The 16,696-nt window shown below is 68.5% G+C and carries 12 protein-coding genes; 6 read left to right on the top strand and 6 right to left on the bottom strand.

Annotated elements, in window-relative coordinates; genetic code table 11:
- Window positions 1-107 precede the first annotated feature (107 nt).
- Complete coding sequence (locus tag FXF52_RS29135; protein ID WP_148801538.1) at window positions 108-3,299, bottom strand: chondroitinase family polysaccharide lyase; 3,192 nt, start codon at window positions 3,297-3,299, stop codon at window positions 108-110.
- A gap of 86 nt (window positions 3,300-3,385) precedes the next feature.
- On the opposite strand from FXF52_RS29135, the gene FXF52_RS29130 reads away from it, so the two are divergent.
- Complete coding sequence (locus tag FXF52_RS29130) at window positions 3,386-4,201, top strand: sugar phosphate isomerase/epimerase (RefSeq protein ID WP_148801537.1); 816 nt, start codon at window positions 3,386-3,388, stop codon at window positions 4,199-4,201.
- A gap of 164 nt (window positions 4,202-4,365) precedes the next feature.
- The gene (locus FXF52_RS29125; RefSeq protein WP_148801536.1) at window positions 4,366-5,340 is read left to right on the top strand and encodes an alpha-L-fucosidase; all 975 of its coding nucleotides are present in this window, start codon (window positions 4,366-4,368) and stop codon (window positions 5,338-5,340) included.
- Window positions 5,341-5,503: 163 nt separating this feature from the next.
- Here the strand turns inward: FXF52_RS29125 and FXF52_RS29120 are convergent, their stop codons facing one another.
- The 5 genes from FXF52_RS29120 to FXF52_RS29100 form a co-directional block, all read right to left on the bottom strand.
- Complete coding sequence (locus FXF52_RS29120) at window positions 5,504-7,138, bottom strand: hypothetical protein (protein ID WP_255472451.1); 1,635 nt, start codon at window positions 7,136-7,138, stop codon at window positions 5,504-5,506.
- A 126-nt stretch (window positions 7,139-7,264) separates the two neighbouring features.
- The gene (locus tag FXF52_RS29115; protein ID WP_148801535.1) at window positions 7,265-8,704 is read right to left on the bottom strand and encodes a sulfatase-like hydrolase/transferase; all 1,440 of its coding nucleotides are present in this window, start codon (window positions 8,702-8,704) and stop codon (window positions 7,265-7,267) included.
- 59 nt (window positions 8,705-8,763) lie between these two features.
- Window positions 8,764-10,671 (bottom strand): DUF2264 domain-containing protein, encoded by a 1,908-nt coding sequence (locus FXF52_RS29110; RefSeq protein WP_148801534.1) that lies wholly within the window; start codon window positions 10,669-10,671, stop codon window positions 8,764-8,766.
- Window positions 10,671-11,672 carry a Gfo/Idh/MocA family protein gene (locus FXF52_RS29105; protein ID WP_148801533.1) on the bottom strand — a complete coding sequence of 334 codons (1,002 nt, stop codon included), beginning with the start codon at window positions 11,670-11,672 and terminating at the stop codon, window positions 10,671-10,673. The genes FXF52_RS29110 and FXF52_RS29105 overlap by 1 nt, the downstream gene beginning before the upstream one ends.
- A gap of 25 nt (window positions 11,673-11,697) precedes the next feature.
- Window positions 11,698-12,846 carry a substrate-binding domain-containing protein gene (locus FXF52_RS29100; protein WP_148801532.1) on the bottom strand — a complete coding sequence of 383 codons (1,149 nt, stop codon included), beginning with the start codon at window positions 12,844-12,846 and terminating at the stop codon, window positions 11,698-11,700.
- A gap of 440 nt (window positions 12,847-13,286) precedes the next feature.
- On the opposite strand from FXF52_RS29100, the gene FXF52_RS29095 reads away from it, so the two are divergent.
- From FXF52_RS29095 to FXF52_RS29080, 4 genes are all read left to right on the top strand, one after another.
- On the top strand, window positions 13,287-14,525 hold the full coding sequence (locus tag FXF52_RS29095; protein WP_222870734.1) for an extracellular solute-binding protein: 1,239 nt from the start codon (window positions 13,287-13,289) through the stop codon (window positions 14,523-14,525).
- Window positions 14,525-15,481: a carbohydrate ABC transporter permease gene (locus FXF52_RS29090; RefSeq protein WP_148801530.1), complete on the top strand. Its 957-nt coding sequence runs from the start codon at window positions 14,525-14,527 to the stop codon at window positions 15,479-15,481. Before FXF52_RS29095 ends, FXF52_RS29090 begins: the two co-directional genes overlap by 1 nt.
- A gap of 103 nt (window positions 15,482-15,584) precedes the next feature.
- Window positions 15,585-16,391 (top strand): carbohydrate ABC transporter permease, encoded by an 807-nt coding sequence (locus FXF52_RS29085; protein ID WP_222870733.1) that lies wholly within the window; start codon window positions 15,585-15,587, stop codon window positions 16,389-16,391.
- Window positions 16,391-16,696 (top strand): sulfatase-like hydrolase/transferase (locus FXF52_RS29080; protein ID WP_148801528.1); only part of this gene is annotated, 306 nt, incomplete at its 3' end. The genes FXF52_RS29085 and FXF52_RS29080, both read left to right, overlap by 1 nt.

The following is a 16,696-nucleotide window of genomic DNA, read 5'->3' as shown; positions in this document are numbered from 1 at the left end:
CCGACGGCAATCGCAACATCCTATATCTTGTGCGATCTGCGGCAAGCCTCCGGCGCTGGAGGGGAACGCCCAGGTGACGGGTGCTGACCGATGGCTGGCCAGGTCGCTCAGGCGGGCCGCAACCGGAACTGCACCCCTTCGCCGTGTTGGCACAGCACCCCGACGACCGTCGTCGCGGAGACGGACTCGACGGTCACCCGCGGGTGCTCGTCGGCCAGGTGCCAGCGGCCGTGCAGGGTGAGCCGCAACCGGTGCGATGCGCTCTGCGAGCGGCGCCACGGGCGCGAGTACGAGGTGACCCGGCCCACGAACCGGCCGTCCGAGTTGTACTGGTCCGGGTCCTCGCCCTCGTAGAGGCGCAGGTCGGGGTCGGTGACCGACAGCACGACGTCGCCGCCGTCGTCGTAGGTCAGCAGCAACGACGGCGTGTCCACGGCCGCCAGCCGCCCCTCGGCGAGCCGTTCCTGGGGCTCGAACACGACATAGCCGGTGATCCCGGTAGCGCGGTCCCACACGATATGCGCGCTGTTGTCCGCGCGGTGAACGACGTACGGGGCCTGGCGCGGGTCGGCCATTCGGGCCGAGAAGTCGGTCATCGTTTCCTGGTTCGCGCGGACGACCATCGCGTACTCGTACGAGGCGCCGGTGGGGGCGCTGCCGTGGTCGAGCCACGCCGTGGCGAAGTCGGCAGACCCCTGGCTGACGCCACCCTGCTCGGGACCGGTCTGGGTATCCCGGGTGAGGGCGAGCCGCTGGCCGGCGGGCACGTAGTAGCCGATGCCCTGCGGGTCGAGCATCCACACCGGCCGGTCCAGTTCGCGGGTCTCCTGGTATGGCATCGAGCTGATCTGGCCCAGCTCGGAGTCGTACTGCGGGCTCGTGCTCTGGGGGAGCAGGGCCTGGAACAGGGTGGTCTCGGTGCGGTGCTGTTCGTCGGCGTTGCTGATGTCGGTGCCGATCGCGATCACCCGGTTGTCGAACAGGAAGACCGACTTTCGGGCGCGGTGTGACTCGTCGTACTTGGGGTGCTCGTGCAGGTCCATGCCGAACACCCCGTTCCGGCCGTCGATCGAACCAGCCCCGGCGAACCGGGAATCAGTGAGGAGCATTTCCTCGATCGTGCCGGCCAGGTCAGCCCTGAGCTGGTCGAAGGGCAGGTTCTTGGCGGTGGTGCCGGGCCAACGGTTCCAGTTCCAGCCCGGCTGCACGAAACCACTGCCGCGGTTGTCCACCGGGTTGCCGCCGCTCATCACCTGGATCTGGCCGTACGTGACATAGCGGCCGTAGAGATTGTCGGTCTCGTAGATCTCGGTGCTCCACAGGTACCGGTTGTGCCCTCGCACGGCGACCGACCAGTCCTCCCGGCGCTGCAACGCCAGGGTCGCGTAGTTCATCGCCCAGTTGCCCTCCGGGTCCGCCTCCGCCGTCACTCCGGCGTCGGTCAGCCGCTTGGCCATTGCCAGCTGCGCGGAGCTCGGATTCGCCGGTAGCAGGCGCAGGAACGCCGCTCCGAGTTCGGGGTCGAGGGCGGCCGAGCTATCCGGCGAGCCGGCCTCGATCATTGCTCGGAACGGGTTGATGTTGAGCCCGGTGAGGCCGGTGGGATGCCGCATGGCGATGGACAACGGCCACTGGGTCTTGTTGGCGTACACGCGCATCCGCAGTAACGCCTCCTTCCACCGCTCGTGCGCGGCCGGGGAGATGGCGAACACGGTGCCGCTGAGTATGACGAGGGTCGGCGAGCCACCGGACAGGCCGTCCCGGTCGTAGTCGGGGTAGAAGCCGACGTGGTGGAACATGGTCCCGTCGACCTTGAATCCGTCTTCGATGCCGGGCGACGGGGTGAGTGCGTGGTCGAGCCAGTCCTTGAGCAGCTTGAGATTGGCGACCTGCGTCGCCGGCGTGGGCGCGAGCAGCGCTGTGCCCAACAGCCCCTGAATCGTCGTGTTGACGATGTCGAGCACCCCACCGTAAGGGTGGCCGTCGCTCCAGTTGTCGCGCAGCCGCCCGAATCCGGTCAGCCATGCCAGGTCGGCCCGCGCGGCATCGAGCATCCCCCGCTCGGCGAGCATGTCCCGCACCAGGTACACCGAGTTGTAGAGCCCGCGGGCCTGGTAGCCGAGGTGGTGGATCGTGCCCTGTGCGCTGCCGTTGGTCCAGCCCTGGTCGCGCAGGTGGACGAGCATCCGCAGGTACAGCGTGGCCAGGTTGACCCGGTGATCGGCCACCGTCGCCGCGTCGTAGGCGGTAGCCACCTGATACATGAGGTCGGTGTATTTCTGCAGCCCCACCCCATTGACAAAGGTGGCCAGCTCAGCGGTGATCGGCGCGGGATAGACGGCCGCCTGGTACCCGATGATCGGACGTCCTTGTCCGCTGTCACTCTCCGCAGGCACGCCCATCGCGTCGACCGAGGAGGCGAGGGCGGCGACCGACGCGTCGGTGACCTTGGTGACCCTGCGTACCGCGGCGTAGTAGGCGGAGTGCATCAGGGCGAGGGAGGCGAGCTCGTCCGCGGTGGGTTCGGGAGCGGGCGGCGCGTCGGCCATGAGCTGGGAGAACCGCAGCAGGCCGAGCCAGTGGTCATTGTCGGACTGCGCCGACTCGGCATTGACAAAGGGGACCTGACGATCCGGCGTGGGGTGATCGGGACGCAGTTCACTGTTGAGGATCAGCAGGTCCAGGTACAGAGTCCCCGCCGGCACCTGCGGTGGTGCGATGAACCGCACCGTGTTCATGCCCTGACGCGGTTGCCCCGACAGGTCGTAGCCGTAGCGGATCCACGCGGTACGCCAACCCCGGAAGCCAAGGTGGATCTCACACCAGGCGTCCACGACCGAGCCCCGGCCGAACTCGACCCGCAGGAGTTCGTCGATCGGTTGATCGTTATAGAGCCACACGGAGAACGTGTCAACCGTACCCATGAACCCCTGGTCGCCGCCGCGTTGGTAGGCGCTGGGCTGATAGTGCAGCGGCGCGCGCACCTCGACGGCTCCGCCCGGCTGGTAGTCCCAGCGCAGAGAGTGCTGCCCGGCCCGCGCTACGTCGTCGCTTATGCTCAGGCGCGAGCCGCCAACGGCACGTACCTGGTCGGGTACGTGTGTCTCGAAGAGAAACACCGGGGGCTCAAGCGCGAGAGCCTGCAACTCGAGAGCCGACGGGTCGGCGCTGACGGCAGCGGGCGCCTGGGCAGTTTGCGCGCTGGCCCGGGCAACCGACGGCAGGCCGACAATGGCGGCACCCGCCGCGGCGGCAGACAGGACGTTGCGTCGCGTCAGACCAGAAGGTTGCGCTGGCATGGCTTCCTCCTTGAGTGAAAGGTAGGAGGAATCAGAGCCGCTCGGAAAAGGACGATTCAAGAAGGATTGGTAGGAGAACCTCGGACATGCCACTGGCCTTCTCCACCCTCGGCTGCCCAGGCATGAAGCTGTCGAGCGTCGTCGAAATCGCTATGGATCAGGGCTACCACGGCCTCGAGTTGCGTGCCGGGCCGGACGAGCCGGTGCACACCGGCTTGGACGGCGCGCAGCGGCAGGTTGTCTCCCGCCAACTGGGCGCGGCGAGCATCACGGCCCTCAGCGTCGCGAGCTATGTGCGAATCTGTGACCCGGACGTCGACGACGACGTGGTCGTCTCGGCCGGGCTCGGCCACGCGCGGCTGGCCTACGACATCGGCGCCAGGTACCTGCGGGTGTTTCCCGGCGGACGGCGCCCGCGTCCGGCCACCAACGCGGACGACCAGCGTGGGGCGCGGCGACTGGCGAGGATCATCGAGGGTTGTCAAGGACTTGGCGTCTCGGTGGCTCTCGAGACACATGACAGCCACCACCGCGCTGCTGATGTACGGCGGATCATCGACCAGCCCGGGTGCGCCGAAGCCACCGTCGTCTGGGACGTTCTGCACACGTGGCTCGGCGCGGAGGATCCGTCCGACTCGCTCGATCTGCTCTCCGGCCGACTGGCGTATGTGCAGATCAAGGACGTGGTCAGTCGTGCGGACCTGACGCCCAGGCCCCCCGCCGCGGGCGCGTTACCACTCGCTGAGGTCGCCGCTGCGGTTCGGGACCGTGGCTATGACGGATGGATTTCTTGGGAGTACGAGCGGGCTTGGCACCCTTCCGAACCGCCGCTGGCCACGTTGGCAGCGGGTGTACGGCGATGGGTTCAGTCCCAGGGCTTGCTGCCCCGAAGTGCTCATTGATTCCTTCGTTGGAGCTGTAGTTGAGTACCGCTCTATCACGCCACGGATGCCCTCGGGGGTCTTGCTGAACGCCGACAGGAGCGGGAACCGGACAACCTTTCCGTGGTCGGGTACCCCGGTGAGTCGACTGACCGAGAGCACGATTGGTCAGGAAAGGGATATCAATGGCAGCACGACAAGCTTCGCCCAGGGGCCTCGCCTGGTATCGGGAGGCGAAGTTTGGGATGTTCGTCCACTGGGGCCTGTACGCCCTTCGCGGCAAGGGCGAATGGGACATGTTCGAGTCCCGCACTCCCGTCGCGGAATACGAGCAACTCATGCGCCGGCTGGAAGCTGACCAGTTCGACGCCGAGCGGTGGGCCGACCTGGCGCAGGACGCCGGACAGCGCTACATCACCATCACCTCCCGGCACCATGACGGATTCTCGATGTACGACACCGCCCTGTCCGACTTCAAGGTCACCAATACCCCGTTCGGCCGCGACCCGATTGCCGAGCTCGCCGAGGCCTGCGCAAAGCGCGGGATCAAGCTCGGCTGCTACGTGTCGCTGATCGACTGGCACCACCCGGCCTTCCGGTTCCGGCGCGAGTCCGGCCTCGCCTGGGACGACTACCTCGGGTTTCTGCACGGCCAGGTCGAGGAACTGTGTACCAGGTACGGCGAGATCGGCCAGGTCTGGTTCGACGGGGACTGGCCCCGCTCGAAGTGGTGGCGTGCGCACCCCGACTGGTTCGCCCCGGGCGGCGACTACAACTACCCGGCGCTCTACGACCTGGTCCACCGGCTGCAGCCGGATGCCGTCGTGCTGAACAACCGCAAGGACGTCCCGCTGCCGCCGGGCGAGGACGTACAGGGTTTCGAAAACGACCTGCCGGGCGAGAACACCGCAGGGTTCAACACCGGCACGGTTCTGGACGGCCCCAAGGAAACCTGCCTGACCATGAACAAGAGCTGGGGTTACCAGCCCGAGGACGATGCCTACAGATCCACGGATGATCTGCTCGCCGTTCTGAAGCGGGCCTGGGCGGCCGGCTGCAACCTGCTGCTCAACGTGGGGCCGCAACCCGACGGCCGCATTCCGGCTCGCGAGGAGGAAATCCTTCGCGCCATCGCGGCGCATCTGAAGAGGTTCGATTAGTACTGCAAGCGGGCGGAGCCACGGCGGCTTGCGTTCGCTTATGTGCAGGGATCGTTGTCGTTGTTGGAGCGCACCTGCTCGGGGCTGAGCATGGTCGGCCGTCCGCGCGGGTCGCGCGGTGTGTTGGTACTCGTGCGGGAGGCCGCCGCGAGGTTGGAGCCGGTCACGGGTTTGAGCAGAACCGGGCCTGTGAGAAGGGCGGGCCGGGAGGCGCGGTGGGCCGCCATACCGGATTGAGCTGGATCGCCAGGGACGGTGCGTGCCAGGCATCCGCCAGTTGCTGGAGCGGGCGGAACTCGCGGCGAGGGCGATTGATGGTTGCCCCGGCGAGGAAGTCGATCAGCACGTCGTTGGCGCCTACCCGGCCGATGACCCTCGCGTGGAAGGTCGGCACTTCGACCACCGGGATCTTGAACGTCTGGCCGGGTGGGGCCTCGGCTGCGCTCACCGTGGGTAGGAAGGCGATGACGCGTACGCCGGGGATCGGGCACAGCGTCTGGTAGCGGTAGAAGGGCGCGCCATCCAGCAGTGAGCGGATGAACGGCTCGTCGGGCGTGCTGGCGGCCCGGTTGCCGATGGTCGTCACCTTGAACATCACCCGCAGCAGCCACCCGGCGGCCAGCCCCCAACCGGTATTGGCCTCCGGCGGGGGATAGTACGTCCGGCCGGCGCGGACCAGCGGGCTGAACATCGCCAGCGCCCGCACCGGAGAGTTGGGCCGGTCCCGCAGGTAGGTGCGGGCCACCATCACCCCCTCGCTCTGTCCGACCAGGGCGATCTGTCGGCCGGTCCGCCGGTGGACCGCCTCGACCTGCGCGGCGAGCAACTGTGCGCTGGAGTCCAACGACCGGTGGGTGGCCTCCGGCCGGTATGGCAGCGGCCGAGCATCCGAGTCCAGGCCGACGTATGAGAACAGCTCCACGTTCGGATCCGCCGCGGGGCGGCCGTCGTACGCGGAGTCGTGCCCGGCCAGCAGGATGACCGCGTAGGGCACCCGCGGTGGCAGCGGCCGGGTGAAGATCGGCGGCGTGAAGGTGTTGGCCTGTTTGCCGGGCTGGGAGAGCGCCTGCGACGCCAGCGGGACGGCCAGGGCGAGCACCACGACGATCGGCACGACCGGCACCTGCCGCCAGCGCACCCGCCTCTGCAGGACGGCCGCGCGTACCGTCTGCCGCCACAGCAGGCCGTTGAGCGCGCCGGCGGCCGCGGTGACGAGTGGCGTCCACACGTCCGGAGTGCGCCACACCAGCCCGCCGAGAACCGTGATCACCGCGAAGTCGAGCAGCGACCAGCCGACCAGTTCGGCCGACGGCAATCCACGCCACCACGCCCGACCCACCGACATCCGCTGCAGGAAGGGGGCGAGCACAATCATCGGACCCAGTGCGGCGAACAGGAACCAGGACAGCGAGACCACCGAGGCGCCGATCGAGTACGCGGCGTACGGCAGGACGAGGACGGCCCCGAACGCCGCTACCCCGACGTTGCGGAGGAGAAGATCTCGGTACGGCGGCCGTGGCGTGTGCGTCGGCCAGGCCAGGTTGACGATCGCCGCGGTCAGCACCCCGCGCAGCGCGATCAGGGTCAGCAGGCCGGCGCCGAACAACAGCCAGGTGTTGTGGTAGACGAGCAGCCAGCGCATGTCGTGGTAGGAGTCGTACGGCCAGACCGCCGTGACCTGCGGTGCCAGCCCTTCTGCCGGGATGAACCCGAGCAGCACCAGCGCGAGGGACTCGGCCAGCGGAACCGCCGCGGTGATCCCGAGCAGCGCCAGCAGGCGGCGGTGCGTTGCTCGCACGAATCCTCCTCTGGTACGCGCGGCTCTACGCCGACTCTCCCGCGTTCGGCGATCGCATAGGGCTGAACGATCAAATCGCTCCGTCAGTTGCCCCGTTACCGGCATACGTCTCGATTCGGCGATCTCTCAGGGGCCGGTGGGCATGTCCCAACCCGGTGGCTGGAAGGCGCCGTACGGGTCCAGCCCCACCGGGCCGACCTGGCCTGCCCCGACAACCGGTAGCCGGCGGCCGTCCAGAGAGGGATCCGCGTGCTCGGTGAACCATCCGTCGAGGTCGGCCCGCATGCCGCGGACGATGTCCCGGATGTCGGGCTCATCAACCCGATTGACCCGTTCATCCGGGTCGCGCACAAGGTCGTACAGCTCGTGCGGGCCATCGGGGTAGCGGTGTACGTACTTCCATTCGGCGGTACGGATCATCCGCACCGGACCGTACTCGTCGTAGACCACGATCGGGCGGTCCGCGACGTCGCCCTCATTGTTGGGCCCGGTGAGCAGCCCGGCGAACGACCGGCCCGGGCCCTGCTCGAACCGGCGCGCGTCCAACCCGGCCAACTCCAGCAGCGTAGCGCCGACGTCATAGGCCGACAGCAGTTCGTGCCGTACCTGGCCGGCCACGATCCGGCCGGGCTGGGCGACGATGGCCGGGACCTTGACCGAGGTGTCGTACATGTTTTGGGGATAGGTTCCGTTGCCCTTGCCCCAGATACCGTGGTGACCGGCGTTGAACCCGTTGTCGCTGCTGAACATCACCAAGGTGCTGTCGATCAGCCCCAGTTCGTCGAGGCGATCGAGCAGCCGACCGATGGCGCTGTCCATCGCGGTGACCGCGGCGAAGTAGCCCACGAGCGCGGCGCGGGTGTCCGCCTCACCCCCGATCGGTACGCCAGCTACGAGCGGAAGCCAGGGATGCCAGGGTTCCTGGGGGCACGACGCGAACGCGCAGTCGCGATAGACGCTCTCGACCTCGGGTGGGTGCTGCCCCCGCCACGGCTTGTGCGGAGCGGTGAAGTGCAGCGACAGGTAGAACGGTTCGGGCCGCCCGACCTCGGCGCGCAGGAAGGTGCCCGCGTCTTCGGCCAGGACATCGGTGAGGTAGCCGTGCACCGTCTCCGGCCGGCCGCCCCGATACATCGACGCCCCATAATACGGACTGCCGCCGCTCTCGTGCGCGTACCAGTGGACGAAGCCGGGCCGCGGTCGGTCGTTGGCGCCCAGGTGCCATTTGCCAGTCAGCCCCAGCCGATAGCCGGCCTCCGCCAACTCGTCGGTGAACAGCCGTTGCCCGGCGAGGTAGTCCACCGCGCCCGGCCCGACGTGCACCCCGTCGAGGTAGTCATGGACACCGTGCCGGGACGGTATCTGGCCGGTGAACAGGCTCGCCCTGGCGGGCGAGCACACCGGGGAGGTGCAGAAGAAGTTGTCCAGCCGGGTCCCGGACGCCGCGAGGGAATCCAGCCGTGGAGTTTGAATCTCCTCGTTGCCGGCGCAGCCCATGGCCCAGGGGCCCTGGTCGTCGCTGAGGATGAAGAGGATGTTCGGCCGCTGTGGGTCTCGGCTGGCCATGATCACGCTCCTGACATACGGGCTGCCATCCGACGAGGAAATGGTGTGTCGGTGAGGGTTCAGCCGCTGACGCGGAACACGCCCTGGTTGATCGCATCGGCTGCCCACCGGGCCTCGCCCACCCAGGGCACGTGCCGGACCTCGGCGCCCCGGTTGACCCGTGCGCCGTTGGGCATCCACCGCACGGACAACGACGCGAGCAGCCCAGCAGGATCCCATGGCTGGCCGGTGAGGGCGACCAGACAGGCGACCCGCACCTCGAAGTCGGCGCTGGGCGTGAACGCGAGCCACGGCACGCCGACATGCGGGCCGAATGCCGCGTCCTGCGCATCGAGGGTGGCCTCGATCTGCACGCCGCCGTCGCCGGTCCCGCCGCCGACCAGGGCGAGCAGCGTCGAGAGTCCATCGTCGCGGCTCGCGCGGACCCACCCGTGGTCGGCGGTGACGGATAGGGGCGAGTGCGCCGAGACGGCGTACCCGCTGATGCGCAACGGCAGGGCGACCGCGCCGCGTACCCGGACCAGCCGCAGCTCGGCGGGCCCGAAGACGGTCGTCGCGACGTCGACGAGGACGTCCCGGCCCTGGCCGTCCAGGTGGTAGCAGGACGACGCGCTGTCGGGCCTGGCGGTGCCAGCCCGCAGGCCCCGGTGCCGCGAGGCGCCGGTGCCGGCCAGCGCGACGTCGATCCGGTTGTCCCGCACCGGGGTGTCCACCGGCGCGGTGCGGGTGCTGAACGCGAGTCTGCGGTACAGCGGGTCGTCCTTGCGTGGGTGTCCGTCGCTGCCGTGGTTGAGCACCCGCACGATCCCGTCGTCCCGCGTGCCGTGTACGAGCCAGCCGGGTCCGGGCAGCGGGCGCAGCACGTCACGCTCCTCCAGTTCCAGCGGTTCCTCGGCAGCGGTCCAGACCGGGTGGTCCGCGGGCAGCAGCAGACCGAGGAATCCCTTGCTGGCCCAGTGTGGCGATCCGGGTGCGTTGTACGGCTGCAGCAGGCTGTCGGTGTCATGGTGCCAACCCAGCCCGAGCGTGCCGTCCGCGCCGACGCCGTGGTCGACGAAGTGCCGCAGTACACCGCTGGCGAGCCGGCGGGTCCGGCCGGGTGACAGCGGGGTCGCGTCCTGCAGGGCACCCATCCAGAAGGGCGCCACCACACCCCAGCGGTAGATCAGGGACCGTCCCTGCAGCAGCGGGCTGCCGGTGCCGTCGAACAGGTGCTGGTAGTCGTTGAGGAACATCCGCAGCCGGGTGCGGTAGGTCTGCGTGACGTGCGGACGCCGGGCCTCGCCCAGCATGTCGGTGATGAAGAATGGGTAGAGGTGGAAGGTCCAGGCGTTGTAGTGGTCGAAGCGCCGGCCGCGCCCGTCGGTGTACCAGCCGTCCCCGGCGTACCAGTCCTCGATGCGCGCCAACGCGCCGTCGATCTCGAGCATGTCGTGGTCGGCCCCGACCGACGCCAGGAATGCCTGGACGGTAGCGCCGAACATCACGTGGTTGTTGTCGGCGCTCCAGGCGCCGATTGATCCCGACAGCCAGGAGACCACTCGTTGCCGGACGGGCTCGGGAAGCCGGTCCCACAGCCACGGCCGGGTCCAGTGCAGGGCGACCGCGATTGCGGTCGCCTCGACCAGGGGCTGACCGTGGTGCCCGATCGCGGGCCAGGCCTCGGGATGGCCCGGGTCGGAACCGGCCGCCAGTGCGTCGGCGTACCACTCGCATAGCCCGTCGTCGATTCCGCGTGCACCGGCGATGCGTAGCGCCGCGAGCAGGAACGCACGGGCGAAGCCTTCCAGCTCGTCGGTGGCGTCCAGCTCTCGCGCGTCGGATGGGAACCGTACCCGGGCATGCGACGGCGAGGAGTGTGCCCGCGCGCCTTGCAGGAGATGGTCGGCGAATGCCTCCCAGTGTGCGCGGGTCCAGCCGGTGTGGGCCGAGCGTGCCGGGTCGAGGGGTGGAAGCACGGCGGCCATCAGGCGAGGGAGGCCGAGGAGGGCAGCGCGCCGACCGTGACCGATTTGCCGAGGGCGGCGGACTCGTAGGCAGCTAGGACCAGCTCGACCACGTGTCGACCGTGGCGGAGACTGACCCGGGGCGGCTCGCCCGCTACGGCGGCCACGAAGTCGGCCAGCTGGGCCCGGAAAGCGTTCGGGATGTCCGAGCTGCTGGGTTCCAGGATGACCCGGGTGTGACCGTCCTGACGGACGAAGGTGCCGCGCCGGGGATCGATGGTGATCACGCCTCGCTCGCAGACGACCATCAGCTCGTCGATCCTGCGCGGGGTGTCGGAGACCACCGAGATGGACGCCGAGACGTCATTCGCCAACTCGAGCTGGATGACCCCGTCGGTCTCCACCGCGACGCCGAAGCGCTGTGCGGTGGCAGCGGTGACGCTGACCGCGGTTGCCCCGCCGAGCCAGACCGACCGGTCCAGACAGTGGGTGCCGATGTTCATCAGCGCACCTCCGCCGGCGATTTCCGTGGAGAAGAACCACGCGGAGCGGGTGCCTGGCCGGTAGTCGGTGCTGCGGTAGTCGTGCACCATGACCGGAGCGCCGTACTCGCCCTGCCGCAGCACCGCCTCTGCCGCCACCTTCTCGGGCAGGAAGTGCTGGATGTGGCCCACGACCATGGTGACGCCGGATGCCTCGCACGCGGCCCGCATCGTGTCGCAGTCGGTCAGCGTGGTCGCCATCGGCTTCTCGACCAGCACGTGCAGGCCCAGCTCCGCGGCGTCCACCACCATCTGCCGGTGCAGCGCGTGTGGCGTGTTGACGATGACTGCGTCGACCAGACCGCTGCCGATCAGGTGCCGGTAGTCGGTGAAGGTCGCGGCCCCCACGGGCGCGGCCACCCGACGGGCGGCCTCCTCGGCCAGGTCACAGACGGCGGTGAGACGTACGTGTGGCAGGGACTCGGCGGCGTGCGCGTGCAGGTCCGCGACGGCACCGGCACCGATCAGCCCGATACGCATGGAGCTCCTTGATTCGGGATCGTGTTCATGAGCGCTCTGCCAGGCGAGCACCGCAGGAGGCGCGGATGACAATGCGTGGCCGCAGGCGGATCTGGTGGAGGGGACAGGCGTCGCCCTCGGTCAGGCGGCGCAGCAGCACTTCGGCGGCCATCCGGCCGACGCGGTACTTGGGGGGTGACACCGCGGTCAGCGGTACCTCGGCGACATCGGCGGTCTCGTCGTCGTACGAGACCAGCGCCAGCTGCTCGGGGATACGGATCCCGCGGCGGCGGGCCGCGCCTTCGATGAGTGCGGCCTCCCGGTCGCCGAACACCAGGGCGGCGGTGACGGACGAGTCCAGCAGCCTCGAGAGGTATTCGTCTGCCAGGTCGGGATCCCACCGGTCCTTGACCGCGCAGTGCTGGTTGTCGGCCGGCAGCCCCAGGTCCTGCATGGCTCGCTCGAACCCCGACTTCACCGCCGCCTCGGTGGGGTTGTTGCCCCGCGTGAGCAGGGCGATCTGGTTGTGTCCGAGCCGGTTCAGGTGCGCGACCGCGTCGTACGCGCCGGCCCCGTGGTCGGAACACACGTGTTCGGTCCGGTCACCGGGGCCGGCGTCGGCCAGCCGCCGCTCCAGCAGGACCGCCGGTACGGGCAGGGACATCAGCTGATCGGCCCGCCCGGCCGGGTCGTCCAGCCCGAGCAGGGTGGGGACCAGGAGCAGGCCGTCGACGCCGGAGTCGAGCAGGAACTGCAGGTCGAGTTCTTCCTCCCGGCGGTCGTAGTGATAGGTGGACAGTTGGAGGCGGGCGGCGGCCGCGGACAACGCCTCTTCGATGCCCTGCAGGACGCGCGGGTAGTAGAGCTGGGTGTCGGGCACGAGTACGCCGATGGACCATCGGGTGCGTGGTTCCCGGCGGTTGGGCACGGTCACGAAGCTGCCGGCGCCCTGTCGGCGGACGACCAGCCCCTGCCCGACGAGTTCCTCGTATGCGCGACGGACGGTGGTGAGGGACAGACCCGTCTCCCTCGCCAGTTGGCTCTCGGTCGGCAGTTTGGTGCCCGCCGCCCAGTCGCCGGCGAGGATCCCGCGGCGCAGCACCCCGGCGAGCTGTTGGAACTTCAGGTCTCGGGTCGAGGCGTCGCGGGCCGACCGGGATCTGCGGGGAGCGGCGTCTGGCTGCGTGGCCACCATGTCCTCTTCTCACCTCAGGTCGCGCTGGTCGGGGCCCGTCTTTTCGGGTCCTTTGGGTTCGCCCATTCTCTCCGCCTCGAAGACAGGATTAAAGAAGTAATACGCGAGGATTCCTGGGGTGTTTTTCCTCGCTCGAGCGCTCAGGCCCGGGTTGGGGTCCGCTGCCAATTCCTGGACAATCAGGGCCCGTTACCGCCTTCGTGCCCGTTTTTGGGGTTCCCGATCGGGCCCGCTGCGCCAAGCCGGTGGGGGATCGGCCGGCTCGGCCGCTGAGCCTGGGGGGAATTACTTCTTGAATCCTCTCTTGGCGGGTCGGAACATTTCGTGAACCCGCAGCTTGCTGGCTGCCCTGTCTTCGGGAGGTGTTGTTCGTGGCAACCCGAGTTGGTCGTGCGCGATGGTCCACACGGCTGGCGGCTGGTGTCGCGGCCGCCGTTGCGTTGGCTCTGACCGGTTGCTCCGGGTCGGCTGCGGAGCAGTCCGGCAAGGAGTTCACCTACTGGTCCATGTGGAAGAGCGGCGAGCCACAGCAGAAGGTGCTGGCCGACGCCATCGCCGACTTCGAGCAGCAGCACAACGTCAAGATCAAGGTCCAGTGGCAGGGCCGGACCAACCTGCAGAAGCTGGTCCCCGCGCTCAACACGAACGACGTGCCGGACCTCGTCGACGGCCCATACCTCAAGATGTACCCCGCGTTGGCGGCGACGAAGCAGGCGCTTGGCCTGGGGGAGGCCTACGCGACGCAGGTCGACGGCAAGCCCGCGGGGGAGTTGATCCCGGCGAAGCTGCTGCAGAACATCAACATCAAGTACCCCGACGGCCAGCCGTGGATGCTGCCGTACCAGATCCAGTCGGACGCGGTCTGGTTCAACGCGGCGAAGCACCCCGAGCTGAAGACCAACCCGCCCAAGACCTGGGGCGAGTTCATTGCCCTGCTGGACCGGCTCAAGGCTGCAGGCGAGACGCCGATCGCGGCGGACGGTGATGTCGCCGGTTACAACGCCGCCTACTTCGGCACCATGGTGCTGCGCGAAAGCGGGCCCGGAGCGCTGATGAAGCTGGCGTCGGACAAGTCCGGGGCGGCGTGGGACGACCCGGCGGTGCTGGACGCCGCCAAGAAGGTCGAGCAGTTGGTCAAGGGCGGTTACTTCATCAAGGGCTACCAGGCCAGCAAGTTCCCCGCCCAGCAGCAGAAGTGGGCGAACAACGGGGCCGCGCTCATGTTCATGGGCTCCTGGATGCCCACCGAGTCGGCCAGCTACGCCGCCGCCGGATTCGAATTCGGGTCCTTCCCGTTCCCGACCACTGGTTCGCAGGACAGCCAGCGCGCCGACGTCCTCGGGTTCGCAGTGCCGAAGAAGGCGAAGAACGCCAAGCTGGCGCAGGAGTTCGCCGCGTTCTTCCTCGGCAAGAAGTACCAGGACGCGAGCGGTGCCGAGGCCAAGATGCTGCCGATCCGTAGCGACGCGACCACCGCACCCGAGCTGGCCGACGTCAAGGCGACGCTCGACAACGCGTCGGCGTACCACCAGCAGCTCGACGGAGTCGCCTTCCCCGGATACAACGAGAAGGTCCTCTCGCCCAATGACGACGAGCTGTTCCTGGGCAAGATCTCGGCGGAGCAGTTCGTGAGCAAGATGAAGGCCGCGCAGATCGCGTACTGGAAGACGCAGAACTGATGACGACGACGGCCCTGCCGCGCGCGAGTTCACCCGAAACCCGCTCGACGCCGGCCCGCCGTGGGGGATCCCTGGCCGATCAGCGACGACGCCTGTTCGTCCCGTTCGTGGGCCCGGCCCTGCTGCTCTACGTCGTCCTGTTCGTCGTCCCGATCTTCGGGGCGGTGTGGATCAGCTTCCACAAGTGGGCCGGCTCGGGGCCGATGACCTGGAGCGGCATCGACAACTACCGGGGCCTGGTGGCAGATCCGCTGTTCCGGCAGTCCCTCGGCAACACGTTGAAGCTGCTGTTCGTCGTCGGAATCGCCATCTTCGTGCTCAGCTTCGCGATGGCGCTGGTCCTACGGGACATGGCGGGCCGAAAGATCGTACGTTCCGTCATCTTCTTCCCGCACCTGGTCAACGCTCTGGTCTACGGCATCCTCGTCGGCTTCATCTTCAACCCGGACGGGCTGGCCAACTCGATACTCAAACCCCTCGGGGTCGACGCCCCGCCGCAGTGGCTGGCCCAGGACAACCTGTTCCCGCTCATCATGGTGACCATGGTCTGGATGACCACCGGCTATTACACCACCATCCTGATGGCGGGGGTCGACCGGATCCCACCGTATTACTACGAGGACTGCGCACTGGCGGGCGCCAACGCATGGCAGCGACTCAGGCACGTCATCCTGCCCCTGACCTGGGACGTGTTCGGCGTCTGCGCGGTGTTGTGGACCATCTCCTCGGTGAAGATCTTCGAGATCATCTGGATCTTCGGCGCCAGCAACGGAACCGGAGTCCCGCCCGCCCAGACCTGGACGGCCGCGGTCTACACCTACGTGACGGCGTTCTCCGGCGACTCCATTCCGGCCTACGGCGCGGCCACCGCCTCGGCGGTTCTGTCCCTTTTCCTGGTGACCGTGCTGGTCGTACTGCTCCGGCGCGTGATGCGTCGTGACGTCATCGAGTTCTGAGAGGCACGAGATGCGTACATCGATCGCGCCCCCGGCCACCCGCCGATGGCCGGCCCGGCGGCGGGGTCCGGCGTCGTTGAGTGGGACGGGACCCCTGCGCCGGGTGGGGGTCGGGCTCATGTGGCTGATCGTGCTGGCGAACGTCGCCGGCCTCGGCTGGATGGCTCTGCAGGCGTTCCGGGACACCCGTTCGATCCTCGCCACCCCCTGGGGGCTGCCGAAGGGGTTCTCGGTCGAGAATTTCGTCGAAGCCTGGACCGTCAGCGACTTCGCCACCGCGACCTGGAACAGCACCTGGGTCACCCTGGTGTCCTCGGTGCTGACGGTCGCCGTGGCGGCTCCCGCCGCCTACTGGCTGAGCAGGCAGGAGTCCCGGCTGAGTCGGGGGCTCACCCTCTTCTTCGTGCTGGGGCTCGGTGTCCCGGTCCAGGTCATCCTGATTCCTCTGTTCGTTATGCTCAATTCGGTGCGGCTGATCGACAGCCTGGTCGGGCTGAACCTGGTCTACATCGGCCTCTCCATGCCGTTCACTGTCTTCCTGCTGACCGGGTTCTTCCGTTCGCTGCCCGCGGAGTTGGAGGAGGCCGCGGCGCTGGACGGGGCGTCCCCGGCCGGGGTTTTCTGGCGGGTCATGCTGCCGATGGCCAAGGGCGGCATGCTGACCGCGTTCGTCCTCCAGCTCATCGGGCACTGGAACGAAACCCTCCTCGCCGTGACGCTGCTGCACTCGACGGAGAACTACACCCTGCCGGTGGCCCTCATCTCGTTCGTGCAGCAGCAGACCTACAGCGGTGCGGACTGGGGCGGACTGTTCGCCGGGCTGTGCATCATCGTCCTTCCGATGCTCGCCGTGTACGTGTGGCTCGGCCGGCGGTTGACCGAAGGGCTCACGCTGGGCATGGGCAAGTGATGGCGGCGGCACCGAATCTGCTGTTCGTCATCGCTGACCAATGGCGCGCCGGTGCGTTGGGGTGCACGGGCAGGGACCCGGTGCTCACCCCGGCTCTGGACGAACTGGCGGGCCGGGCCAGGGTGCTCACCGACGCGGTGAGCAACTACCCCGTGTGCAGTCCCTGCCGGGGGATGCTGATGACCGGGCTGTACCCGCACCGCAACGGAGTGCCGTTCAACGTCAACTCCGCCACGGCCCCGGAGGTCGGCTTGCGCCCGCATGCCCCGTGCTGGGCGGCTGCCCTGTCCGGTGCGGGCTACGCG

The sequence above is a fragment of the Micromonospora sp. MP36 genome, from assembly GCF_008119785.1.
Lineage (GTDB): Bacteria > Actinomycetota > Actinomycetes > Mycobacteriales > Micromonosporaceae > Micromonospora.
The sequence above is the reverse complement of the archived record's forward strand: the minus strand, read 5'-3'. Positions and strand labels throughout refer to the sequence as shown.